Raw genomic sequence first — 25,768 nt, 5'->3', positions numbered from 1 at the left:
CTTCAACTAATTACCCATTACCAATTACTAGCAAGATATGAAAGGTGAATCAAAATAAACTATTTAACCGAACTCGCTGGCAATTAGCCATTTCCTATGCGGCTGTAATGGGTTTGATTTTAAGCTTGTTGGGATTGGGCGGATACAAGGCGATCGCCCACGCTCACTGGGTAGCCATAGACCGGGAATTAGAATCCGTAGCGGGGACGCTACACGACAGCCTAGAACTCAAATTGCAGCAGCCCGGACGCTTGGAGCCAATAGTAAACGAACTTTTGCCCAACCTCCGCCTAATGGGAGTTAAAGGCATTAAAGAACAGTTGCCAAGCCGCCATATTTTAAGCGCTATCAACCAAGGCTATTACTATATTCGTTTATTTGATTATTCCGGGAAATTAATTGCTACAGCAGGCGCTTATCCCGAAGAATTACCACGAGAATTTAACTCCCAATACTGGCAAACAATAACTGACACTAAAGGCAATGTTTACCATCAAATTTCTGTAGCGCTACACACCCAAACACAGCAAGATTGGGGGTATTTTCAAGTTGGGCGGAGCCTGCAAGACTTCAATGATTATCTCAGTACAGTGAAATGGGTTTTGAAATTAGGATTGCCTACAGCATTGATTTTGATAGGCTTTGCTAGTTGGTTGTTGGCAGGATTGGCCATGAAACCAATTTATTCTTCCTACCGACAAATCCAACAGTTTACAGCGGATGCAGCCCACGAATTGCGGACGCCTTTAGCGGCTTCGCAGGCTACTGTAGAATCGGCGCTGTTGACGCATCAATTAGATGAAAAAGAAGCGCGGGAAATTTTGCGGACGATCGATCGCCAAAACCGACGATTGACTCAGTTAGTTGCTGATTTGCTGCTGCTGGCTCGCATGGATAATCAGGCGATACGCGATCGCCCTCAATTGTGTTGTTTGAATGACTTGGTGAGCGATTTAGTCGAGGAATTGGCCGCAATGGCGATCGCTTCTAAGGTAGCGTTAACATCCGAAGTGCGAGTGCAGCAGCAATTAAATGTTGTCGGCAATTCCGACCAACTTTATCGCTTAGTTGCTAATTTAATTGTTAATGCGATTCAATACACTCCGGCGGGCGGCAAAGTAACAGTTATTTTAGATTGCAGCCACCAAGAGGCGATCGTTCAGGTTCAAGATACCGGTATTGGGATGGCGGCGGCAGATTTAGAACGAATATTCGATCGATTTTACCGAGTCAACAGCGATCGATCGCGCCATACCGGCGGTTCGGGACTGGGATTGGCGATCGCCCAAACCATAGCCCGCGCCCACCGCGGCAGCCTCAGCGCCCGCAGCGAATTGGGTTCCGGCAGCACCTTTCTCCTGCAGTTGCCTTTGTGAGCTACTATGTGAGGGCAACTGACATCTTGCACCATGCTCAAGAACAGGCTTTCCGGCCTGTTCCACAAAGAGTAATTCTTGTTGTGGGGTGGGCATCCTGCCCGCCCTTAAAAGGCTGATTGAGAATTGTGCAAGATGTGGGGAAAACCGAATCATCTTTTTGTGGTAATCCCTTTTGCAGAAGAGAGCACGATCGCCGAAAATCATTAAATAGCTATTTCTAAGCAATTAGCAGTCATCAGAGAGAAAAATTATGACAGTTTTAGAACAGGGAACAATCTCAATCCATACCGAAAATATTTTCCCGATTATCAAGAAGTCGCTATACACTGACCACGAAGTCTTCTTGCGGGAACTAATTTCTAACGGCGTCGATGCCATTGCCAAACTCAAAATGGTTTCCCGTTCCGGCGAATACGGCGGCGACATGGGCGAACCGCAAATCAACATAGCGATCGACAAAGAAAACAAAACCCTCTCAATTTCCGATAACGGCATCGGCATGACCGCCGATGAGGTAAAAAAATACATCAACCAAGTCGCTTTCTCCAGCGCAGAAGAATTTATTCAAAAATACCAAGGCAGTGGTGACGACGCAATCATTGGTCACTTCGGTCTAGGTTTCTACTCTTCTTTCATGGTGGCTAAGAAAGTACAGATTGATACTCTTTCTTACCAAGAAGGCTCCCAAGCAGTACACTGGTCTTGCGACGGTTCTCCCGCTTTTGAACTATCAGAATCTTCCCGCACGGAACGCGGCACTACTATTACTCTTACCCTCCAAGACGAAGAAGAAGAATATTTAGAACCCACTCGCATTAAGCAGTTAATCAAAACTTACTGCGATTTCATGCCAGTTCCCATCAAATTTGAGGGAGAGGAACTCAACAAGCACAAAGCAATTTGGCGGGAATCAGCCAGCAATTTGCAAAAAGAAGATTACTTGGAACTCTACCGCTACCTTTACCCGTTCCAAGACGAGCCGCTGCTGTGGGTACACCTGAATACAGATTATCCTTTCATTGTCAACGGGATTCTTTACTTTCCCAAACTGCGCCCGGATGTCGATGTTACCCAAGGCAATATTAAGCTATTCTGCAACCAGGTTTTTGTCAGCGACCACTGCGAAGAAATTATCCCGAAATTCTTGATGCCGCTGCGGGGAGTTATTGACAGTACCGACATTCCCCTGAACGTTTCTCGCAGTTCTTTGCAAAGCAATCGCACAGTCAGGAGAATCGCTGATTATATTGCGAAAAAAGTGGGCGATCGCCTGAAAGAACTCTACCGCGACGACCGCAACGAATACATCCGCTGCTGGCAAGATATCGGCACTTTTGTCAAATTTGGAACTCTCAACGATGACAAGTTCAAAAAGCAAGTCGAAGATATTTTAATCTACCGCAGCACCTACGAGCCAACAGCGGACAAGCCAGAAACTGTAACGCCGGAAGTTCAGGTGCAAACTGAGGAAGGAGATTTGTGGCAAGATGTCACTCCGAAGTCGGAAACTTCTACTTCGACGCAACCTTACACGACGCTGAAAGAGTATTTGGAACGCAATCAAAAACGTCACGAAAATCGCGTTTTTTACTGCACCGATCCGGCGTCTCAAGCAACTTACGTGGCAATGCACAAAAGCCAAGGTTTAGAAGTGCTGTTTATGGATTCTTTCATCGACACGCACTTTATCAGCTTCTTGGAAAGAGAATACTCAGATGTCAAATTCTCGCGGGTTGATTCCGACATCGACGAAACGCTAATTGACAAAGAAAAAGAAGCGGAAATTGTCGATCCGGCGACGAATAAGACTCGCAGCGAACAAGTTAAAGAAATGTTCCAAAAAGCTCTCAATAAGCCGAAAGTGAACATTCGCACAGAAGCTTTGAAGTCTGACTCTGCGGAAGCGACGCCACCTGCGATCGTACTTTTGCCGGAAGCTTTACGCCGGATGCGGGATATGACGGCGCTTTTGCAGCAGCAAGCGGCCGAATTCCCCGAAGAACACGTTTTGCTGGTGAATACCTCTCACCCGCTGATTCAAAATCTGGCGAGTTTGAGTCAGGGTGCGATTATTCAAGGCGGCGGGGAGTCTCCGTCAAGTCAGTTGGCGAGTATGATTTGTCACCACGTTTACGACTTGGCTTTGATGGCCCAGAAGGGTTTCGATGCTGAAGGGATGAAGGATTTTGTCGAGCGCTCGAATCAAGTCTTGACAAAATTGACTGAACGTGCCATGTAATTACCCCCCCCAACCCCCCCTTGCTAAGGGGGGGAGTAAGAGTTTATTTCTATTGCTGAGCGGGCGATCGGGTGTTTTTTGTCCCCCCTTTAACAAGGGGGGCTAGGGGGGTTCTGCGCTGTTGCTATATAATAAAAGGCTGCACGCAAAAAACGGTAATCTGGAGCGCAATATGTCACGGAAATGTCAGCTAACGGGAAAGAAGGCTAATAACGGTTTTGCAGTTTCTCACTCGCACCACCGCACTCACAAATTGCAAGACGCCAATTTGCAGTGGAAGCGGGTTTGGTGGCCGCAGGAGAAGCGCTGGGTACGATTGCACCTTTCTACAAAAGCGATTAAAACCTTGCAAAACAAGGGTTTGGAAATCATGGCGAAGGAAGCTGGAATTAACCTGTACAAGCTTTAAAAAACTTGGCTAAATTAAAATGAGGGCGATCGCACATTTGAGAGTGCGATCGCCCTTACTTTTAGAAAAAAACCTTTACTAGAGCTATTTTCGGCATTTTAGTAAATAAGTAGTCATCTGGCCTTTGCCTTTAACTTCGATCGCGCCACGGTTTTCAAAGGAATACTTTTCTCGCAACTGCTGATAAGTTGTCTCTGTTACCTGAATACACCCAGGCTTGCCGTGAGATTCCATGCGGGAAGCGGTGTTAACGGTATCTCCCCATAAATCGTAAATAAATTTTTTAATTCCAATAACTCCGGCTACAACCGGGCCAGTGTTGATGCCGATTCTGATGCTGAAATCTTGATTGTGGGTATTGCTGAAGTCAGTAATGGCCTGCTGCATATCCAAAGCCATTTCTGCGATCGCTTCTGCGTGATCCTGGCGAGGAATTGGCAGCCCTCCTACTACCATGTAAGCGTCGCCAATCGTCTTAATTTTTTCCAAACCGTGCCTTTCTGCTAGGTTGTCAAATGTCGAAAAGATGTCATTCAGCAAGGCAACTAATTGCGTTGGAGAAACTCGCGCACTGAGTTGAGTGAAGCCTACTATGTCCGCAAATAAGACAGTAACGTCAGCAAAGGTGTCTGCGATCGTACTGTCTCCCCGCTTCAACCGATTTGCTATTTCTTCAGGCAAAATATTCAACAACAAGCGTTCTGATTGTTCCTGTTGAACTCGCAGTGCACTTAAAGTCTCATTCAGAGCATTAGTTCGTTCTTTTACTCTAAATTCTAACTCTTCATTCAGCTTGTAAAGCGCCATTTCAGCCCGCCTGCGGTCTGTGATATCCGTACCGATTGCCAGCATCCCCGCGAACTTTCCTGCCGCGTCAAACAGCGGTTTATTTGCCCACGATACCCAAACCCGCTCGCCGCTGCGCCGGATACTTTCATTTTCATTTCGCGTATATTGTTCTGGGTTTTCCAAAATATCTCTCAACTTGGCTGCCAAGTCATTTCCTCTTGTATCTCTCTGGGGAATGATTGTTCCCACGGCGTTTTTGCCAATTATCTCTTTTTCATCGTAACCAAAAAAATTCTGTGCAAATTCGTTAAAAAAAGTAATATTTCCTGCCCTATCTATTTTTAAAATAATGCTGTTAGCATTTTCCACTAATTCCCGATACTTAATTTCGCTTTGGCGCAGCGAATTTTCTGCTGATGCGCGTTCGGCTACTGTCGCCGCCAACAGCAGCGATGTAACTACAATTACGCTCATAAAAGCCTGCAAAAATAAGATTGCCTGATTGATATTTTCCGCTTTGGCAATAAAAGGGCCGCCTCCCTGAGAACCGCCCCAAATGGCGATAGTGGATACAAGGAAAGATGCTAAAACCGCCCCACCCTGGCCGAATTGAATGGTTGCCCAAATTACCAAGGGAAATGGCAAGTATTCGAGGGGATAACCTGAGATACTACCTTCACTTTTTGAGTTGTAGACTAGCCAACTAACTGTTACTAATAACACCAGGCATATTGTGGCACCGATTCGATTTACAATTGTTTGGGAACCTGTATTTTGTGAAGGGCGGGGCGCGGGCTTCTGGTTGTATATAATTAACAGCAGGGGAGTAAAAATTAAAACTCCTAAGGTATCTCCGAGATACCAATTCCATAGAATGTGCCAATATTCGCTCCACTCAAGTAAACCAGTTACACAGAGGCGCAGCGTGCCGAGAGTGCAGTTGATTTGAGTGGCAAGTACAGCACCGAAGAAAACTAAATTGACTACATCTATCAGCCGCTCTAGTGACGGGCGAAACTTGAGTTTCTGTAACAAACTGAATGCGATAAAAGCTTGCATACAAGCACTTAAGGCAGATACTAATCCGCTTATTAAGGAGACTTTTTGGTTAAAAATATCAAAAAAGAAGACGCCTAAAGCTATTCCCGGCCACACCTGCCGCCCGAACAATAAAAGTGCAGCTTGGGCAATTCCTGCGGGTGGCCAGACGCACGTACCTAATGTATTTATGCCTGGGATTGAAACAGCTATTTTTGCTCCCACAGCGTAAGCAAAAGCAATGGCAGCTACTCGTGCTAAGTATTGCCAATTTCTAGATTGAGGAAATCGCACAAAATGAATTTTTTGGGGAATCATACTGAGGGTTATATTTTTAACTAACTATAGCAACCGCGCCCGAAGATTAGGAAATTCTTAATTCTGAAACCTGACTTCTTATATTACTTCTTCCTTCTTCATTCTTCCTGATGCTATAACTTGATACCGGTAAGAAAATAAGTGTTCATCTGGCTTTTGCCTTTGACTTCGATCGCGCCGCGACTTTCAAATACATACTTGTCCTGCAATATATCATAAATTGCAGACGTGACTTGAATGCACCCCGGCAAGCCGTGGGATTCCATGCGGGAAGCGGTGTTAACGGTGTCTCCCCACAAATCGTAAATAAATTTTTTAATACCGATTACTCCGGCGACGACAGGGCCGGTGTTAATGCCAATTCTGATGCTGAAATCTTGATTGTGGGTATTGCTGAAGTCAATAATTGCCTGCTGCATATCCAGGGCCATTTGGGCGATCGCCTCTGCATGATCGCTGCGGGGCATCGGCAGCCCTCCAACTACCATGTAAGCGTCGCCAATGGTTTTAATTTTTTCTAATCCGTGCTTTTCTGCTAGGCGATCGAATGTGGAAAAAATGTCGTTAAGCAAGGAAACTAATTCTGGTGGAGAGATTTGGGAACTAATTTGGGTAAAACCGACTATATCTGCAAATAATACTGTTACTTCGGCAAAAGTATCGGCGATGATGCTTTGGTCTTGTTTTAATCTGTCGGCAATGGGTTGTGGTAAAATGTTTAACAGGAGACGGTCGGATTTTTCTTGTTCTAAGCGCAAAGCTGCCTCAGCTTGTTTGCGAGTTGTGATATCTTGAACAGTACCTTCGTAATAAAGCAAATTTCCGTAGGAATCGCGCACGGTATAAGTATTTTCGGAAATCCAAATTATGCTGGCATCTCGGCGGTAAATTTGAGATTCAAAATCCGATACTTTGCCTTGTTGTTCTATTAAGCGGACAACCTCGGCGCGGCGATCGGGGTCAACATAAAGTTGTTGGCTAATATCAGTTAGTGTGCCCACCAATTCCTCGCGTGAACTGTAACCGTAAATGCGAAGCAAAGCAGGATTGGCGCTGAGATATTGCCCATCTGGGGTAGTTTGAAAAATGCCGACGATCGCATTTTCAAAAATGCTGCGGTATTTTTCTTCAGCTTGTCGCAGCGCTTCTTCAGCCCGCTGGCGTTCTCGCGCTTCCATTGCGAAAGTTACAGAGTCTGCTAGAGAAACAGCGAAACTTTGTTCTTCAATCGTCCAAGGGCGGAGCCTTCCTATGTGTTCTAAACAGAGAACTCCTGCTGTTTCTCCGCCTATTTGAATCGGCGTATCGAGCATAGAAGTGATGCCCAAGGGAATTAGGTAAGATTCCGCAAATTCTCTAGTTCTAAAATCTTTTTGCGCGTCAAAGGCAGCAATTGCGCGTTCTTCTCGCAGTGCTTGAAAATAGACAGGATAGTCTGCTGCTGTTAATTTCAAACCGTGTGAGTGCTGGTTGAGAGTGCGATCGAACAAATCCAGGCACTCCATCTGGGATTTAGTGCGATCGTACAGCCATACGCTCGATCGGGCAACTTCCAGAGTACGGCTAGCAGTTTGAGTTATTTGTTGAAGCGCTTTTGTTAAGTCGCCTTGATTCAGCGCTTTATTTTTGGCTAAATCAATTAATGCCGATTTCTGTTTCTGTAGCTGAAGTTCGCTTTGTTTCAGGGCATTTGTCCGCTCTTCAACTCGGATTTCCAGCTTTTCATTCAGCTTTTGCAGCGCTATTTGAGCTTTTCGGCGATCGGTGATATCTGTGCCGATGCAGAGGATTCCCAGGATTTCTCCCGCTGAACCAAGCAGGGGTTTATTTGCCCAAGATACCCAAACGCGATCGCCATTGCGCCGGAGGTTTTCATTTTCATAGCTGGTAAAGCGATCGGGATTTTGTAAAATTTGACTATAAACCAACTCTAAGTTCTTCCCTTCGAGGTCTGTCTGGGGAATAATTGTTCCCATTGCATTTTTACCAATGATTTCTTCCTGAGTGTAGCCAAAGAATATTTCCGCAAATTCGTTAAAGAAAGTAATATTGCCATTAGCATCCAATTTCAGAATAATGCTGCTAGCATTTTCCACCAATTCTCGATATTTAATTTCGCTTTCTCGCAGGGAATTTTCTGCCTCAGCGCGTTCAGCTACCGTCGCTGCCAATAACAGCGAGGTAATTGTAACTACAGCCATAAAAGCTTGCAAAAATAAGATAGCCAGAGTGATATTTTCGGCTTTGGCTATGAACGGCCCCCCTCCCTGAGAACTGCCCATAATTGCGATGCTTGAGACAATGAACGATGCTAGGGCAGCGGCTCGTTGACCGAATTGGAGCGCAGACCAAATTATAAAAGGAAACGGCAAATATTCCAGGGGATAACGAGAAATAGAAGCGTCATTTTTCGATACAAAGACAAGCCAGCTCACGCTAATTAATAATATTAACCATACTCCTCGCCAAATTAAATATCTTTGCTTGCGGTCTGTTTGTCTTTTTAAACGCTCGGCGGTTACTTTCGGGCGAAAAAATATTAGGATTAAGGGAGTTAAAATTAAGACTCCCATTGTGTCTCCCAACCACCAATCCCATCGAACCGACCAATATTCTGCCCAATCTACTTTGCCCGCTAAATATAGGGAAAACGCGCCAATAGTGCAACTGATTTGAGTACAAATTAGACCGCCAAACAAGATTAAATTAACTACATCTTTCAAGCGATCGAGAGAGGGACGAAACCCCATCCAGCCCAGGGCAGTTACTGCAACAACAGCTTGTAGAATAGCCCCGGCGTTTCCTCCCAGCCAAACCGTGAATATCTGCTCATGGGGGTTAACAAAATTTAGCAGAAATGTACCCAAAACTATGGCAGGCCAGACTTTTTTCCCACACAATAAAAGTCCAGCTTGGGCAATTCCAGCAGGCGGCCACACCGAGGAAGCAAAGGGACTAACACCTTCAATTGAAATTGCTAGCCTCGCCCCCACGGCGTAAGCGACAGCAACGACAGCTACTTGAGCTAAGTACCGCCCAATTCGGGATTGAGGGAATCGCAGAAACTGATTTAGGTTCAGATTCATACCGAGTTTTAAGTTTTAGATAATTTCACATCTCAAGGAAAAGGGAAGAAGGAAGAGGGAAGTTCGGCAACGGATTCGCTCGACGGATGTAACGGATGTCAGGAAGTGGGAAGAGGGAAGAGCATTTCATATTTGTAACAATACTTCTTCTGGCTCCTTCTTTCTTCCTCTTTCCTCCTGCATCCTGCCTCCAAACTCCAATTTCTAGCGGGGGTGCTTTCATTGAGATGCTCCCAAGAGGGGAGCTAATGTAGGGTGTACACCGCGCACCTTGCGATCCTAAATGTAGGTGCGCGGTGCGCGCACCTTACCAATTATAAAGGCTTAGTTGAGGGCGGCTTCAATCCACTGTTTTAAAGTAGAATTTACTTCGTCAATGAGAATTTCATGTGATTTGTGAGATGCTCTTTCCACAACTTCAACTTTGCCTGCTTTCAGCGAACGACCCGGAACAATGCGATAGGGAATGCCGATTAAATCAGCATCTTTGAATTTAACTCCCGCTCGTTCGTCGCGGTCATCTAGTAGGGTTTCAATGCCAGATTGGTTTAGCTCTGCGTAGAGTTTTTCGGCGACTTCTACTTGTTGGGCGTCGGAAATATTGGGGATGCTAATGACGGCGTGATACGGGGCGATCGCCACTGGCCAAATTATCCCGTCTTTGTCGTAGGATTGTTCTACGGCCGACTGAGCTAGCCGCGACACGCCGACGCCGTAGCAGCCCATCATAAAGGGCATTTCTTCGCCTTGTTCGCTGGTGTAGGTGGCGCCCATTGCTTGGGAGTATTTGGTTCCTAATTGGAAGATGTGGCCGACTTCGATGCCTCTGGCGCTTTGCAAGGTTTGTTCGGGGTTGTGCACTGCCCGATCGCCTTTTTTGGCTGTTCTGACACCCACAACCGTTGCTGGTAGCGGAAATTCTTTGTTCCAATTCGCCCCGACAACGTGGTATCCTGATTCGTTTGAACCAGTGACAAAGTTTGTCAGGTCAACTGCAGTGCGATCGACCAAACGCAAAAACTTAGAGTTTACCTCCTTGCTTCCAGCGATATAATCATCACCAACATCGGGAGCCATATAACCGAGAGGTAAAGATTTAGCAGCCCATTTCCGCTGAGCTTCCGCATCGGGAACAGTCAAAAATAAAACAGTTTTAGCTTGATAATTGGCCGCTAACTTCGTCAATTCATTCAGCAACTTTACCTGATTCACATCTTGGTCACCGCGAATGCTTACCAATACCAAGACTGTGATGCCATTATCGTAAACAGCTTGGTAAAGCACATTTTTGACAACTTGCGTCGGAGAACATTTCAAAAACTTGCAAAGTTTATCAATTGTTTCAGTTCCCGGCGTTTCCCGCTTTTCAAAAGTTGCAAAGGGCGACGGTTCCACATCAGCAGGCATCGATACAGCCTTTTCCACATTAGCTGCATACTGACCATCTTCAGTATAGAGGACTTCATCTTCTCCCGCTTCAGCCAACACCATAAACTCTTGAGAACCAGAGCCGCCAATTGCTCCCGAATCAGCATCTACTGCTCGGAATTGCAAGCCCGATCGGCGCAGCATATTGCTGTAAGCTTGAGCCATATCCTGATAAGTTTTTTTCAAACTTTCTTCGTTAGTGTGGAAAGAATAGCCATCTTTCATAATGAATTCGCGACCGCGCATTAACCCAAAACGCGGGCGAATTTCATCGCGAAACTTAGTTTGGATCTGATAAAGATGTAAAGGCAATTGCCGATAGGAACGAATCATATCTTTAGCAATTGTAGTAATCACTTCTTCGTGTGTTGGGCCCAGTCCCAATTCTCGCTGCTGCCTGTCTGTCATTGCAAACATAATACCTTCAGCTTGAGTATAGGTATCCCAGCGGCCGGATTCCCGCCACAAATCGGCCGGTTGCAATTGCGGGAGGAGACATTCTTGAGCGCCGGTAGCGTCCATTTCTTCGCGCACAATTTGAGATACTTTTTTGAGAACTCGCCACATTAAAGGTAGATAAGCGTAAATTCCGCTACCGATGCGCCGAATGTATCCGGCACGCAGTAATAATTTGTGACTGGGAATTTCTGCTTCTGCCGGGTCTTCGCGCAGGGTGACAAAAAGCATTTGAGAGAGTCGCATGGCTGATTTCCTTAAAATACCGGATGATTGTAATCTCAGATTAACTTCTGATATTATCAGACGTGAGGCGGATTTGATTAAATATATGAATAAAATTTGGCAAAACTACGAAAAAGGTATGGCAGTATTTGATAATTGTCACTGTCCTACTGTGCAATCTCAGTGGCTTGCCTTAAAAGATGAAATAGGAGAATTTGTTCGAGAACCTAATTTAAGCGAAATTTGGGATATTTTTCATGCTGCTGGTCGATTGTTTTACAAACTAACCGGAATTCCTTTCAATTTACTAGCCTATCCTACTGTTCGCAAACACAGTCAACGTTTCGAGGAGTACGGCTGTATTCGCAGCATTCGTAACTGTGAGGGTAAATGCTGTGGCAAAAATTCGTAGGGTACGCTGCGGCGCACCTGATATCATGTTTGTTGAATGACCTGCAGTTACATTCTAATGACCTGATTCAAAAAAACCTGCAACTTTAGGTAAGCGCCAAACCCATATCCAGTAACTAATGCCCAATCTAAAATCTAAAATCTAAAATCGCATGACTAGATTCATCCACGACCAATTTGCTAAACAGTATTTGAAAGAACTATTAACCCCTCTCGGTAATGTAGAAACCAGCCGGGATGTCGCTGGAGAAGTAAGGCAGGTTGACGTTTTATTTGCCCCCAAAGCAGAACCGGAAGTAGAAGCAACAGCCCTCGGCATTCTGGGTCAAATCGCAGCAAAACCCGCTGTATTTGAACCCTTCCGCAGCCCGGTCCAAATCGGAGAAATTCGCAGTTGTCTGGGCAAACTCTTCGATATCCACGGCGAATTTGAACGCGCCGCAGCTAGAGACAATACCCGGATTGCAGAGGCAGACTTGCCCCAACTCTGGATACTGTCGCCGACTGTTTCCGACACGATATTAGCTGGATTTCGAGCCCTTCCCGAACCGGAAAATTGGGTAAGTGGAGTTTATTTTCTGGGTGCGTCTCTGAAAGCAGCGATTATTGCCATTCACCAACTTCCCCGCACTCCAGAAACGCTGTGGCTGAGAGTTTTGGGGAAGGGAAACGTGCAGAAGCAAGCTATTGCCGAATTGAGAGAATTACCCTCAGATAATGTGTTTCGGGTGAGTGCGTTAGAATTGTTGTACAACTTGCGAACTATTTTAGAAGTCCGCCAAGACATAGATCGAGAAGATCGGGAGTTAATTATGGAACTGTCACCCCTCTACTTGCAACGGCTGGAAGATGCAACTCAGCGCGGTATCCAGCAAGGTATTCAGCAAGGTATCCAGCAAGGTATTCAGCAAGGTATTCAACAAGGTATCCAGCAAGGTATTCAGCAAGGTATTCAGCAAGGTATGCAGCAAGCTATGCAGCGCGCTCAACGCCTGATGGTTGAGAGTCTGCTACAACTAAAATTTGGCGAGATTGATGAAGAATTAGCCCAAATAATCGAGCCTTTGATTCAGCTAGAACCCCTCGATCGCACGCGACTAATTAGGCAGCTCGATCGCTCTGAATTGCTAGCTCATTTTGAACAAAAAAATCAACCGGAATCCTGACTCAGCAGCGCACTCTACAATCGGTAGGGTGCGCTAAATATTACTTTATTATTTATAACAGACAAAATCTGGAGTTAATTATGGAACTATCACCCCTCTATTTACAACGGCTTGAAGAAGCAACTCAGCGAGGTATCGAGCAAGGTATTCAGCGAGGTATCGAGCAAAGTATTCAGCAAGGTATCGAGCAAGGTATTCAGCAAGGTATCGAGCAAGGTATTCAGCAAGGTAAACGCCAGATAGTTGAGAGTATGTTACAAGTGTATTTTGGCGAGATTGATGAAGAATTATTCCAACTAATCGAGCCTTTGATTCAACTAGAACCCATCGAAATCGCGCGACTGATTATGCAGCTCGATCGCCCGCAATTACTAGCTCGTTTTGACCCTAACAATCAAACTGAATCCTAACTCGGTAGCGCACTCTACGATATGTAGGGTGCGCCGAAGATCACTTTACTACTATTGATAATTGGTGGCGATCGCCCCCCGCCTCAAACTTGCCACTTTTATGCGAACTCTGCTGCTATTAGTCCCAGAAAGACTGATTTCTGACTTTAGACGGATTTATTTTTTAGCTTCCACAGCCATAATAAGCAGTAAGGATGAGATAACTAGAGAACTGATTTACTACTCATCTCAATTTCACTAATAAGGCTTTCCGTAAGATAAAGCCGAACCAAAACAAACCATCATCTAAAGATTACAAAATCCCCTATAAAAAAGTTGGGGACTCTTTTCGCTATGCCGAGTTAGGCATAAAAACTTAGGAGGGAAATTATGTTTCAAAGCGAGTTATTAATGTCGCTCTACACTCCCCAAGTCAATAGGGGCCAAATGCCAGTAGAAATGCCCGTAGAAATGCCAGTAGAAATGGATGTGCCATTTGACCACCCCGATATCGGAGGCCTGATGTTTTTAAGCCCGCAGTTTTTCGTGGCATTAATCGCCGGAGTCATCATGGCTTTTGGCTTTCAGTTTTTGTTAACAAATTTCTCGATCGCTGCCAAAATCTCAAATTGGGACGAGGCTTTACCCGACGATGACGATGATGATGAGTCCGAAACTTTAGGCAGTAAAGTTCGTAAGACTGAAGGTCTAGTCGGGGGTTGGATTTTAGTCACCGTTAACCTGGCTTTATTTTTGGCTTGTTTTCTGGCCGTCAAACTAACTTCAATTGCCTCGGTAGACGGAGCGGCAATTATTGGTGTAGTCATTTGGTCGGCGTACTTTTTAACGCTGGTGTGGCTCGGTTCTAGCGCCGTCGGTTCCATGATCGGTTCCTTGATAAAAACTGCTTTTTCAGGCGTTCAAGGCGTCATGGGTACTGCTGGTGCTGCGATCGGCGGCAAGATGGCCAGCGACCAAATGGTCAACACTGTAGAGGCATCTGTTGCCGCTGTCCGCCGCGAGTTGAGTTCGGCGGTAGACCCGGATAGCATTCGCGAAACACTGCAAGATTATGTGGGTTCTTTGCAGTTACCGAAACTAGATGTTAAGGAAATTCGCGGTCAATTTGAAAAGTTGCTGGGCGATGCAGATATCAAATCTCTAGCGGGAAGCGACGTTCTGAAGAATGTTAACCGCCAGACTTTTGTGGATTTAGTTAAGAGTCGCACCGACTTTTCTCAAGAGGAAATAACTCAAGTTGCTGACCAACTCGAAGGCGTTTGGAAGCAAACTTTTGGCAAGCAGCAAGAGCAGAAAGACCCGAATTTAGAGTTAGTTGATTTTCTCAAGTTTGCGGCTCCCGATTTGCTGAAGTCTGACGAACTCAACGCCAAGCTGTCTCAAATTCTGGAAAGTCGGGAAAACAAATCGGAATCCAGCAGCGGCATGAAGCGAGCGATGCAGTTGGGTGTGGAAGCTCTTGTGGGCACTGTTTTGTCGCGGACGGATTTGTCTGATTTGGATGTTGAAAAAATATCGGGTCAGTTGCAACAACTGACAGCACAAGGGACTCAAAAAGCTAAATCTTTTGCTTCTCAGGTGGGCGACAAAGTGCCTGCACTGCCTTTCAATACAGCTAAGGCTGATGTGGAAAATTACTTGATGAATTCCCAACCTTGGCATCTCAACCGGGAGACAATCAAGCAGGAATTTAGGGATGTTATTTATGACCCGGAAGCTTCTCCTGGGGCGGTTTTGCGCCAGTTAGAATTGTTTAATCCCGATTATTTTGTAGGGATTCTGAGCCGCCGCGAGGGGTTTGCTCCGGAACAGGTGACGGAAATTGCCGAACAGCTTGAAGGTGTCCGCCAAGAAGTGTTGGAAATCGTGCGAGATGCTGCTGGTGAAGAACAGTCTCAAGATTTACGCAGCCGGATTGAGAATTATTTGCGATCGACTGGCAAAGATGAGCTGAACCCTGAAGGTATCGAGCGGGATTTCCAAGCGCTTTTGGAAGATCGGGATGCTGGTTTTGAGGCTTTGCGCGATCGCCTTTCCCAATTTAACCGCGATACTTTGGTGCAGTTGCTGGGTCAGCGAGAAGATTTCAGTCCAGAGGAAGCCGATCAGTTAATCGGGCGGCTCGAAAGTTCGCGCGATCGCGTTATTTCTAGAGCTCAAGAATTGCAAGAGCAAGCGCAATCGAAAGCCCAAGAATTGCGACAAAAGGTAGAAGACTATCTCCGCAATACTAATAAGGAAGAACTCAATCCTGAAGCGATCGAGCGCGAGTTTCAAACGCTGTTAAACGACCCGGAAGCCGGATTTAAAGCGCTGAGAGAACGCTTGTCTCAATTCGACCGCGATACGCTGGTGCAGTTGCTGTCACAGCGCCAAGACCTCAGCGAAGAACAGATCAATCAGGCGATCGACCGGATCGAATCTGTGCGCGACAACATTATCCACGCGCCGCAAATGGTGGCAGATAGAGCTAAGCAACAGTACGAGGAAGTTACTGCAAAAATTGGCGAGTACCTGCGGAATACAAACCTGGAAGAACTCGATCCAGAAGCCATCAATCGGGATTTGACTAAATTGTTTGAAAATCCGAAAGAGGGTGCTTTGGCACTTCGGGAAAGACTTTCTCAGGTCGATCGCGAAACTTTAGTCAAGTTGCTGTCGCAGCGGGAAGATTTGAGTGAAGAACAGATCAATCGGACGATCGATCGCGTGCAAGATTCGATTCGCAGCATCGTGAAATCGCCCCGCCGCTTGGCCTCTCGCGCTCAAAAAAGTGTACGGGATTTCCAAGGAAGTTTGGAAAATTACTTGCGGAATACCGACAAGGAAGCACTCAATCCTGAAGGCATCAAACGCGATTTGCAGTTGCTGTTTAGCGAGCCGGGAATGGGGATGCAAAGTTTGGGCGATCGCCTGAAGCACTTCGATCGATCGACTCTGGTAGCATTGTTGTCGCAGCGGGAAGACATCTCGGAAGAGGAAGCTAACAGAATTGCCGACCAAATTGAATCTGTCCGCAACCAAATTGTCGAACAAGTTCAAATGGTTCAGGACAAGTTCCAGTCAGCAATGGATGGTATTTTCGGGAAAATCCGGGATTACCTCAATTCGCTGGAGCGACCCGAACTCAACTACGAAGGCATCAAGCGGGACTTACGCAAAGTGTTTGACGACCCGCAGGCCGGATTTGACGCCATTAAAGAGCGTTTAGGTGAGTTCGATCGCGGTACTTTAGTTGCCCTGCTGAGTTCTCGTTCCGATATTTCCGAGACTGACGCGCACCGAATTGTTGACCAAATGGAAGGAGCACGGGACAGCGTTTTATTGCGAGCGGAGCGCCTGCAATCTGAAGCCAAAAAACGCATCAAAGAACTCAAGAAAAAGACCAAGCAGCAAGCAGAAGATGCGCGCGAAGCCGCAGCAACTGCTGCTTGGTGGCTGTTCGGTACGGCTCTGACTTCTGTGGTTGTTTCGGCTTTGGCTGGAGCAATAGCAGTCGGTGGTATTTCGGGTTTGTTTAGCTAGATTTTCAACGAGTTTGAAATAAAGTTCTCCTGATTCTAGGCTGGCTGTTTGCCAGCCTATTTTCTTTGGAATAATATCAGAGTCCTTCAGGATTCTATAGTTGGCGGAAATACTCTCGATAAATCGAGCGCCAAGTCGTGAAAATAAGGCAGATTAACAGACTCGTTGGGCAGAAAAATCAGCGTCCTGCGATAACCAAATTGGCCAGGGGCATTCTGATACGGATCGCTGTAACATTCCAAGCAAGTTTGTGATAAATTAAATATCCAATAGTTAGAGATGGCGGCTTCAGCATAAAGGGGGAGCTTAACCTGTTTGTCGTAACTCAAAGAAGAATCTGCAATCTCAATAAGCAACAGTATATCCCCTGGACAGGGGTGAGAGGATAGATAGTCGTCAGGGCGATTTTGTACGATCGAAAAATCAGGTTCAGGTTCGCTGTTTGTCGGTAAAACGATGGGAGATTGACACTGTAAAGTTGCCCGCTCTGCTACTATGGCGCTTAATTCCCGCAATAATCTTCTCAGACAGGTTTCGTGAGCGGTACCTTTAGCTGCCATTTTCACAAGTTCTCCATTAATTAACTCAACTCGATCGTCCTCACTAAAGAACCCCAGTTCTGTCAGGCGGTGATATTCCGCTATGGTGAAGCGTTTTGCAGTTGCGATCGACATAACAGCCACCTCAATACAGGTCTGTTGCGATTATAGGCGATCGTCGATCGGCTAAACAATGCTAATCATGAGCTCCGCTAACAACAATCTTGTCAAATTTGCCTCATCCTTTGGTTGCAAATTTTCTCAACTTTTGTGAATTTACTCCCCGAACTTATGTCCGGGATCATATCTGTCTTAAGCAAGATTCTAGCATCACTATTTATTAGGTACTTTAACTTAAGTAGCAAAAAGAAGTTTTCTCAATAAGAAAGCTGAGCAATACATATTATTTTGGAGGCTTGAATGACATTTAGTACTGCCGGTGCTTACGACCAAGGAAAAGCAGATATTCAGAGCTTGAGTGTAGACGACCAATTAGGTTTGCTGTGGTTTGTTTACACCGAAATGGGCAAGTCAATAACGCCAGCGGCTCCCGGTGCTTCCGGTTCCGAAATCGCTCAAGGTTTGTTCGAGCAAGTCAAACCGCTGCCCCACGAAGAACAACTACAAGTAATGCGCGACATTGCCTCAAAAGCCAATACTGAAATCAGCCGGATGTACGGCTCGATGAGCCCTGAAACCAAGCTAGCTTTTTGGTATTTCTTAGCAGTAGGAATGGACGAAGGAACTATTATACCCATGCCTCCAGACTATGAACTTCCCGAAGCAGGAAAAGCTTTATTAGGAAAGGTTCAGGGCATGGACTTTCAGCAACAAATTGATTTCCTTCGCGGTACAGTTTTAGTAATGGGTGCTGAAGCCGCTCCGGGCGCTGGCATTTAAAAATAGGACTTACGAAAAAAAACCCGGTTTCTCGGAGAATATTCGGTGTGGCAACGACGCATTTAGGAAGAAACCCGGTTTTTAGCCGTTTGATGCGTAAGTCCTCAAAAAGATTAGTAAGTAGCTCAAACTAATACCCCGCGCCAGAAACCCGGCTTCTTCAAGAAACCGGGTTTCTGGCTGTTCGGTTTTTTTAGGTTTACGGCGAATACCCGCACTTTACAGCTAATAATTGAATTCAAGGGATTTGTTTCCCACAACTTCCGGCGCAGCGACTGTTAAACGCATATCTTCGGAGCCAAAAGTTAGCAAAGGCTGGCCTAAGTTTAAACTGGCAAAAGGACTTTCTTCTGCCACTTCTAATTCGCCTTTAATCAAACCGATGCGAGACTGTAATCCTCCTTTAAACAACAGCAAATTGCTGCTGTCAGTGCTAAAAACATTTCCGCTAAAAGGCAGCGGTAAGGCTAAAGTTTGCTGGCTGTAATTGAGGCTGCACAGTTGACGGTTTCCTTGGCTAACTGTGACTCGGTAGCCTAGCGGTGCTGCCTTTACCGACTCGCTGCCTTCCCAGGTAAATTGAGCTAATTCTTTAGGAAGTCCCCAAATTTCGCGCCCGCCGGCTACCGAGTTAGGATTGTCTACATAAATATGGGAAATCCAAGCACCCCATTTTCCTGCATAATTGGCGATCGCGCTAACTACAATTAACTCATTGTACTCCATCACAGAACCCAACCCGTAGGAGGATATATAAATGCCACCTAGGGTTTTTCCTGGCAATAAAGAGACAATTTCTAACTCAGAGGGAACCAAGGGGCGCACTCGTGCGACATCTACCAATTGTAAAGTCTGAACAGCATAACCTTGCAGATCCCAAGGTGCAGGTGGATATACCATTTTAAGTGATTTAATCGGTGATATTTTATATTTATTTTACCTTGGAAAGTTGAGTAAGATGGAAACTCGATTTTATCATCCAGATATAACAGCTCAATCAAGCTCTCTCGATGTACTTTGGTGAAATCTGCCAGTGCTCGGTAGCCCCAATAGCCAGTCATTTCTCCTCATAAGATGAGTAACAAGACAAACCACAATTGATGTCTTGTGCTCCGAATGTGTCGATAGTCATTGAGAAGTTGCAAGTGTTCAATGAGATTGATATTAGTCACTTTTTCTACCCTCAATCCGTACATTTGCCTCGTGAGCGATCGGGGCGATGGCGTAAACAAGTCGATCTCCGCCAAGATCGGGCTAGCCAGCGCCCAACCAGGTAGATTCCCCAGATTTTTTGCTTGCTACACACGCGCGTGACAGGACGGGCGAGCGCTCATCCATATCATAATTTTTCTATTTTTGTATGAAAGCACCCTGCTCTCCCTTGATGGGAGAGGGGCTGGGGGTGAGGGTGAGAGTGCCTGCTGTCACACATTTCCAGCTTTGGTAAACAACTATCAGCTTTCGGTCGATTAGCCAGCACAAACTTCTGGGCAATCTCAGTAAATTTGTTGGGGGGTTGGCTCCCAAAAAGCCCAATCCCTCGAAAGAAAAAATAGTTTTTATTAAAAAAAATTACAAAAAAGGTAGTTATTTTTATTTTAAAAATTTTATGTGTTATTTTTGGAAAAAATTTTAGGAGGAAAAAACCAATGTTTTTAAAACAAGGAACCAGCCAACCCCAAGCGTCCCAAGAAGAAAAAGTGAAGGGCGACATCGACATGGCTTGGGCTTGTGGTGAATTTGTGGAACTGGACGATGTGCAACAAGCCACGGTCGTGGGGGGAAGAGGACAGGGGGGTAGTGTATATGTCGATGGGGCCAATCTCACTTTTACGGGAGAGGTAAAAAAGAAGGGTAGGGTAAGCGAAGGGGTAATAAATATTTTAGGACGAACAACACGCGCGAGGGGGGAGGGGGGAGCAGCTTATTTATATAGGTAGGCGTTAGCGGGAACAAGCTTTTCGGCAACGAGAGAAATTGCTTCTGGGGGTGGCTCCCAAAAAGCCCAAGGTAGTGTCATCTGTCCGATCGCAGATTTCTTCCCCTTGGACTGACTCACAACGGGCAGCAGTTTACTTCCCCTGTGGCTGCGCTTTCGCTTTTGAGACTTAGGTTGGAGTTTGTACCTCCGACAAAACCCTAATCTTATCTGTGGGAATACAAACTTTTTGGCTAAACCCGCCCTTCAGATATTATCAGCGTTTATCCGGGTTCATCTGCGGTTAAAAACCTCCAAGTCTACTTAGTAGCATAACCCGTACTTACCAAAAACTCCCGCAACTTCCCGAAGAATTGAGTGCGATCGCGCCCTTGATAAACCCTCTCCAACAACTGCCAACCTTCCGCCTCCTGGCCCATGACATACTTGTTCGCCATGAAGGCCGCCAACACCCCTTTCACCTCCCCATCTTCACTCAGACGCTTGTTAGATTCCAGCCAAAGCTCAGCAGAATTCGTGTAGACTTCCACCGGATACTCTTTGCTAACATTTTGCATTTTACCTTGGCGGTACTGCCAAATTTGCAGCGGAAAGCGAGAATCAGCGTAATTTGTAAAAGCCTCGGAAAATCGCCCGTCCTGACTCTTAAACTCTGGGATATCATTTTTGCCCAAATCGACAATTTCGTAACTCACATTGCCCCAGAAATGCTGGATATGAGTGTATTTGTTAGCCGCCGAGTCGTAGCGGTAAATAAACGAATAATTGCAGCAGCGGACGCCGCTTTTGGTTGACACTAAATCTGCCAGCACTTCCGGTTCCTTGTCGCCGTCTAAATCACGGATTCGTAGCGATAAAAAACGTCCTTCTGATATTTCTTCGCTGGCCCTTTGGTCGGGGTTATCTACTAGAGAACGAGTCGGAATCAGCACTGGTTCTTCTAATAAAGTTTTACCGTCGCGGATAATTCTGATGCGGAGATTTTTAGCATTTTCTGCTTCTTTTACGAAAGAAACTTCCGCCCGAACTTTCCCCGCTTCTGAGATTTCTGTTGTTCTCGGCGGGCCGATATTCGCCGGAACTTGGGCAATATATTGGGCAGGAACTAAGGCAGTTTGGCCGGGTTTGGCGATCGCCTGACAGAAAAAAGTTGCGACTTCGGCGCGAGTAGCATTCCGAGTAGGTTCTAGCTGTTTAACCGCCGGATAATTGACCACAAGTTGTTTTTCTGTGGCGGCGGCGATCGCACTTCTGGCCAGTTCGGGAATATCCCGCGCATCTTCAAAAGTCGCATCCAAAATCTCAGCCGCCGGCCCCGTAGGTGTATATTTCAAGCCGCTGCTTAAAGCTACCAAAACCTGCCAGCGGGTAACATTCAAAGTCGGGTTAAAAATACTGCCGCTGTAACCGGACATAAAACCCGTCTGATAAGCTTCTCGAATTGCTTTAAAACCCCAGTAATTTGTAGGAATATCTGCAAAGTCGATCGGAGCGCGGACGGTTTTGGCATCGGGAAAAGCCATGCGAACCATCGCCGCAAACTCAGCGCGGCTGACGGGGCGATTCGGGCGAAAAGTGCCGTCTTCGTAGTAGCCACTAATAATTTTTTTCTGTGCTAACTCCTCTATGCAAGCTTGCGCCCAATGGTCGTTAACATCCTTAAATTTGGGTTGAGCAAATGCCGGCGCTACATTCAGGCCCGGAAACATTAAATTCCCGATGATTATCCCCAGGGCTACCACTAAACCGATGATAGCTTGCCATCTGTGCGATCGAATCATAGAACAGACTCCTCTACTTACAAATTGGCGATCGAAACTTTCGGAAACTTTATATAATATCAGCTATATTAACCCTATTTAATACCATTTATTAAAAATTTACCGATGACCAAGGACACGGCACTGCCGTGTCCCTAATTTTTCGACTTGGTATAATAAAGCTTACTTCGACTCTAAAGTCATCTCCATTGCCATTTTTGTTGTGATTGTTAATTCTTGAGAAATGCCAGCATTTTTAGCACTCATTTCGCTATTTGAACTAACAGACTCAGTAGACCGAAAAGGCATTAATCTATCCAAGCGCCTTGTGGCTGCTCCCCGACCCTGGGAAGCAAAAGATTTTAGGGTTAAGGTAGTTCCCGGAGGCAGTTGGGGAGAGGTAATATTTTGAGGTTTTGCTTGCTGCTCTATACTTACATTCAGAGAGGCAACTCCATCTTGCCAACTAGCCAATTCATAGGTAGCAATGTTATTCACATTCATGCCGAAATCAGAGGAAGAATAAACGCGCCATTTGGCTCCTTTTCCTACTGCTTCTGCAGGCAGCGGCGAGGCAAGTTGCTCTAGAGATTTAGACATTTGTCCAACCATTTGTTTGAGGTTGTTGTCAGCTTTTTCGGGCAAAATAAAGTTACCTCCTTTATTAAAACCGCGATTGTCCATGATGAAAGATCCTTTCATTCCGACCATGCTTTTGAGTGCGGAACGCATGGCATCTCTGGCGGCTGGCGGGGTATTTCCAGTATCGCCTGTGATATCTGCGTTAGTATAAGCAAACTCGTAGTGAATATCGCCGTTGGGATCAATTTTAGTGACTTTTGTCTCGAAAGTCATCACCGATACTGGACTTTTAGCCACAGGCGAAGACCGACCCAATGCGGATATTTCCATATCCATTTTTACGGTCATAACTGTCGTTTCTTTGACATCGATAGCTGGTTTTAAACGCAGTTCCTGGCGGGGTTCCACTCCCGGATTTAGCAGTTCCACTTGCGGGGTTTTCGAGTAGGTGGCAGGCGCGGATAAGCCAGGGGCTGGCTGCTGCACTAGAAGGGGAGTTTCAGCACTTAGCGAAGCAGGAGAAAGCTCGATCGCCCATCCGGCACTTACCAAACAAAGAGATGCAATAAACTGTCTTTTTTTCATGGATTTAATTTCCTGTTATTTGAATGTTAGCCTGTTCCCACAGTCGATCGACTGTCACGAATTTGTAACCTTTATACAAAAGCAAGGGAATTATTTTATCTGCCGAAGCTGCAACATCTTCACCGCCGCAATAGCCGTCGTGCAGTACAATAATTGATCCGTTTTCAGTTTGCTGCACGATACGACTAATAACTTTCCTCACCCCCGGCCGCACCCAATCTTCCGGGACGACACTCCACATTACAGGGCGATATTCCCACTGTTGCAATAACTCTAATGTTCGCGGCGTAAAAATGCCATTGGGTGGGCGCACGTCCAGGATTAATTTTGGGTCTAAATCGCAAGCTTTGGCAATTGCTTTTTGCGTGTCTTCTAAACTTTGTTTGAGTTCGTGGGTTTTGAGTTTGGCAAACGATATATGCTGATAGCCGTGGAGGCCGATCCAGTGTCCGCGCTCGCACACTTCTTTAGCCGTTTCTGGATGCCTGTCCACGCAAAAACCTAGCCAGAAAAAACTAGCTTTGATGTCGTATTTATCTAAAATTTTTAACAGTTGAGGTGTGTGCTGACGGTGCGGCCCGTCGTCAAATGTGAGGGCAATTTCTCGGCTGTTGATATCTCCCGTCCACAGACATCCGGGAAAAGCCGATTTGAGAATGGGATGAACGACAGGAAACAGGGGTGCTAATGGCATTGATTAACCTTGATAAATGCGATCGGGTAGAAATGAAGCTGCGTTACAATAGAATAAAGTTAACTCAATCTAGGTAAATATGACAACTGCCGTTGATATAGGAACGCTAATTGTCCGCACGCCCGGAACTTGCGGCGGCATCCCCCGCATCGCAGGAACTAGAATATCCGTTCGGAGCATAGCAATTGACTACAAATCAGGAATGAGCCATGAAAAAATTGCTGAAGAATTCCCGCATTTGACGTTAGCACAAATTTATGCCGGATTGGCTTATTATCACGCTAATAAAGATGAAGTTGAGGCGGAGATAGCAGCGTACTACGAAGAGTGCAAATATTGGGAAGCTGAATACATGGCAGGTAAGTTATCGTGAGTCAAATTCGTCTCTATATTGATGAAGATTCTGGCAACCTTTCGTTGGTAGAATCTTTGCGTAATTCTGCTGTAGAGGTGATGACTACCTCAGACGCGAACAAGCTTAGCTCTTCAGATGAGGAGCAGCTAATCTGGGCAACTGAGCAAGGGCGCGTCATTTACAGTTCTAACATGGGAGATTTCTGCCGTTTGCACAGAAGTTTTGCTGAACAAAAAAGAACTCATTCAGGAATTATTGTTGTACCTAGACAAAGTTACTCGGTAGGCGCTCACTGGCGGGGAATATTGAATTTAATTGCGGCTAAGTCAGCAGAGGAAATGATAAATCAACGGGAATATTTGGGGGCTTATATCAGAGCTGAATAACTATCTGTAATAGATGAGCTATCCCCAATAAAAAAAATCATTAACTCTTTTGATAGATTCTCAAACTATCTCCGATAAATTGACCTCTATCTCGCGGTCGATGCGATCGCCCTACAGTGTCTTCATATACTGAAAACCAGCATAACTCATCGACAAACCATCAAGGAGGAACAATGACCGAGGAATATTTAGCCGAACGCACAGTTTCAGCCGTATTTAAGGAAGAAGAACAATTAGACGGCGTAATTCGGCGTTTGCTCGATCGCGGAGTGTCCCGCGACCACATCTCAGTAATGGGAAAAAACTTTCAGTCTAAAACTAAAATTGCCGGCTTTATTACTAAAAAAGATGTAATTTTAGGCGGTCTGCGAAGCGGGGCAATTTTTGGTTCCTTATTCGGTTCTTTTTTGGCTTTGCTAACTGGCGTCGGCCTGCTGGTTATTCCCTTTGTCGGTACAGTAGTCTCGGCGGGCCCGCTGGGTGCTGCACTGTTGGGTGCTGCTAGCGGCGCGATCGCAGGTTCGGCCGGTGCGGGTCTAGTTTCCGCTTTAGTCACTTTGGGAATGCCCGAAGACAAAGCAACTATCTATCAAACCCGCGTTGAAGCAGGCGAATTTCTCGTAATGGCAGAAGTTCCCGCAGATAAATCGGGCGAATTTCAACTGTTGCTAGAAAGTGCAGGTGGCGAAGAAGTTTCAGTTAGCGAAATGACGCTGCCGCGCGCCGTCAAAGGTCGCTGCAATAGTCCGGCAGACTTATCTCCAGAAGTGCGATCGCACCTGTCGGAAGCAGCTCAAAAAACCTTTATGGAATCCTACAACGCCGCATTTGATGAAAGCAACGACTCGATACAAGCGGAACACACTGCTTGGGACGCCATTCACCAGCAATACGAAGAAGATGAAAACGGCGTTTGGACTAAGCCTTTAGCGAAAGTCTAGTCTTCCAATCGCAGTAAACTAATAAAAAATACACTCCAGCCTCTTGAACTTTGCTTCTAGAGGCTTTGACGATTTTAGATTTTAGATTTTAGATTTTAGATTTAAAAATGGTGCAAAACTTAATTCGTAAAGACTTGGAAATTAGCGAAAGTCTCATTACTTTTTGAAAGTGATATACCAATCCTAAATCATTTGTGAATTTCTTACT

General features: G+C 45.7%; 20 protein-coding genes. 12 read left to right on the top strand and 8 right to left on the bottom strand.

The window, feature by feature from the left end:
• The first annotated feature begins 44 nt into the window (after positions 1–44).
• The 3 genes from rppB to rpmB all read left to right on the top strand — a co-directional run bounded on the left by rppB (position 45) and on the right by rpmB (position 4,027).
• Entirely contained in the window at positions 45–1,376 is a 1,332-nt protein-coding gene (gene rppB / locus NDI35_RS09175; protein ID WP_445312460.1) for a two-component system sensor histidine kinase RppB, read from the top strand.
• A gap of 253 nt (positions 1,377–1,629) precedes the next feature.
• Positions 1,630–3,618 (top strand): molecular chaperone HtpG, encoded by a 1,989-nt coding sequence (gene htpG / locus NDI35_RS09170; protein WP_445312459.1) that lies wholly within the window; start codon positions 1,630–1,632, stop codon positions 3,616–3,618.
• 172 nt (positions 3,619–3,790) lie between these two features.
• Entirely contained in the window at positions 3,791–4,027 is a 237-nt protein-coding gene (gene rpmB / locus NDI35_RS09165; protein WP_015177569.1) for a 50S ribosomal protein L28, read from the top strand.
• An 84-nt stretch (positions 4,028–4,111) separates the two neighbouring features.
• On the opposite strand, the gene NDI35_RS09160 is transcribed toward rpmB, so the two are convergent.
• The 3 genes from NDI35_RS09160 to proS form a co-directional block, all read right to left on the bottom strand.
• Positions 4,112–6,172 carry an adenylate/guanylate cyclase domain-containing protein gene (locus NDI35_RS09160; protein WP_445312458.1) on the bottom strand — a complete coding sequence of 687 codons (2,061 nt, stop codon included), beginning with the start codon at positions 6,170–6,172 and terminating at the stop codon, positions 4,112–4,114.
• Positions 6,173–6,285: 113 nt separating this feature from the next.
• The gene (locus NDI35_RS09155; protein ID WP_445312457.1) at positions 6,286–9,258 is read right to left on the bottom strand and encodes an adenylate/guanylate cyclase domain-containing protein; all 2,973 of its coding nucleotides are present in this window, start codon (positions 9,256–9,258) and stop codon (positions 6,286–6,288) included.
• A 324-nt stretch (positions 9,259–9,582) separates the two neighbouring features.
• Positions 9,583–11,388 (bottom strand): proline--tRNA ligase, encoded by a 1,806-nt coding sequence (gene proS / locus NDI35_RS09150; protein ID WP_445312456.1) that lies wholly within the window; start codon positions 11,386–11,388, stop codon positions 9,583–9,585.
• Here proS and NDI35_RS09145 point away from each other — a divergent pair.
• From NDI35_RS09145 to NDI35_RS09130, 4 genes are all read left to right on the top strand, one after another.
• A complete protein-coding gene (locus NDI35_RS09145; RefSeq protein WP_445312455.1) occupies positions 11,387–11,779 on the top strand; it encodes a hypothetical protein in 393 nt (130 codons plus the stop codon). The genes proS and NDI35_RS09145 overlap by 2 nt on opposite strands.
• Positions 11,780–11,930: 151 nt before the next feature.
• A complete protein-coding gene (locus tag NDI35_RS09140) occupies positions 11,931–12,944 on the top strand; it encodes a hypothetical protein (RefSeq protein ID WP_445312454.1) in 1,014 nt (337 codons plus the stop codon).
• 80 nt (positions 12,945–13,024) lie between these two features.
• On the top strand, positions 13,025–13,354 hold the full coding sequence (locus NDI35_RS09135) for a hypothetical protein (protein ID WP_445312453.1): 330 nt from the start codon (positions 13,025–13,027) through the stop codon (positions 13,352–13,354).
• Positions 13,355–13,723: 369 nt separating this feature from the next.
• Complete coding sequence (locus NDI35_RS09130) at positions 13,724–16,879, top strand: MFS transporter (RefSeq protein WP_445312452.1); 3,156 nt, start codon at positions 13,724–13,726, stop codon at positions 16,877–16,879.
• Positions 16,880–16,965: 86 nt separating this feature from the next.
• Here the strand turns inward: NDI35_RS09130 and NDI35_RS09125 are convergent, their stop codons facing one another.
• Positions 16,966–17,553, bottom strand: coding sequence for a Uma2 family endonuclease (locus NDI35_RS09125; RefSeq protein ID WP_445312451.1), 588 nt, complete (start codon positions 17,551–17,553; stop codon positions 16,966–16,968).
• A gap of 285 nt (positions 17,554–17,838) precedes the next feature.
• On the opposite strand from NDI35_RS09125, the gene NDI35_RS09120 reads away from it, so the two are divergent.
• Positions 17,839–18,318 (top strand): orange carotenoid protein N-terminal domain-containing protein, encoded by a 480-nt coding sequence (locus NDI35_RS09120; RefSeq protein WP_445312450.1) that lies wholly within the window; start codon positions 17,839–17,841, stop codon positions 18,316–18,318.
• Positions 18,319–18,543: 225 nt separating this feature from the next.
• Here NDI35_RS09120 and NDI35_RS09115 read toward each other — a convergent pair whose 3' ends face one another.
• Positions 18,544–19,218 (bottom strand): acetoacetate decarboxylase family protein, encoded by a 675-nt coding sequence (locus NDI35_RS09115; RefSeq protein ID WP_445312449.1) that lies wholly within the window; start codon positions 19,216–19,218, stop codon positions 18,544–18,546.
• Positions 19,219–19,967: 749 nt separating this feature from the next.
• On the opposite strand from NDI35_RS09115, the gene NDI35_RS09110 reads away from it, so the two are divergent.
• Positions 19,968–20,258, top strand: coding sequence for a hypothetical protein (locus NDI35_RS09110; protein WP_445312448.1), 291 nt, complete (start codon positions 19,968–19,970; stop codon positions 20,256–20,258).
• A gap of 298 nt (positions 20,259–20,556) precedes the next feature.
• On the opposite strand, the gene NDI35_RS09105 is transcribed toward NDI35_RS09110, so the two are convergent.
• From NDI35_RS09105 to NDI35_RS09095, 3 genes are all read right to left on the bottom strand, one after another.
• Entirely contained in the window at positions 20,557–22,038 is a 1,482-nt protein-coding gene (locus NDI35_RS09105) for an S-layer homology domain-containing protein (RefSeq protein ID WP_445312447.1), read from the bottom strand.
• A 162-nt stretch (positions 22,039–22,200) separates the two neighbouring features.
• The gene (locus NDI35_RS09100; protein WP_445312446.1) at positions 22,201–23,184 is read right to left on the bottom strand and encodes a DUF6263 family protein; all 984 of its coding nucleotides are present in this window, start codon (positions 23,182–23,184) and stop codon (positions 22,201–22,203) included.
• 4 nt (positions 23,185–23,188) lie between these two features.
• The gene (locus NDI35_RS09095) at positions 23,189–23,878 is read right to left on the bottom strand and encodes a polysaccharide deacetylase family protein (RefSeq protein ID WP_445312445.1); all 690 of its coding nucleotides are present in this window, start codon (positions 23,876–23,878) and stop codon (positions 23,189–23,191) included.
• Positions 23,879–23,957: 79 nt separating this feature from the next.
• Between NDI35_RS09095 and NDI35_RS09090 the strand changes: the two genes are divergently transcribed.
• The 3 genes from NDI35_RS09090 to NDI35_RS09080 all read left to right on the top strand — a co-directional run bounded on the left by NDI35_RS09090 (position 23,958) and on the right by NDI35_RS09080 (position 25,560).
• Positions 23,958–24,251 carry a DUF433 domain-containing protein gene (locus tag NDI35_RS09090; protein WP_445312444.1) on the top strand — a complete coding sequence of 98 codons (294 nt, stop codon included), beginning with the start codon at positions 23,958–23,960 and terminating at the stop codon, positions 24,249–24,251.
• Positions 24,248–24,619 (top strand): DUF5615 family PIN-like protein, encoded by a 372-nt coding sequence (locus tag NDI35_RS09085; protein ID WP_445312443.1) that lies wholly within the window; start codon positions 24,248–24,250, stop codon positions 24,617–24,619. The genes NDI35_RS09090 and NDI35_RS09085 overlap by 4 nt, the downstream gene beginning before the upstream one ends.
• Before the next feature lie 173 nt (positions 24,620–24,792).
• Positions 24,793–25,560, top strand: a complete 768-nt coding sequence (locus NDI35_RS09080; protein WP_445312442.1) for a ChaB family protein — start codon at positions 24,793–24,795, stop codon at positions 25,558–25,560.
• Positions 25,561–25,768 lie beyond the last annotated feature (208 nt).

The sequence above is a fragment of the Microcoleus vaginatus FACHB-2002 genome (assembly GCF_040004035.1).
Classification (GTDB): Bacteria; Cyanobacteriota; Cyanobacteriia; order Cyanobacteriales; family Microcoleaceae; genus Microcoleus; species Microcoleus vaginatus_C.
Note: the sequence above shows the minus strand (reverse complement) of the source record. Positions and strands in the feature narration are given on the sequence as shown.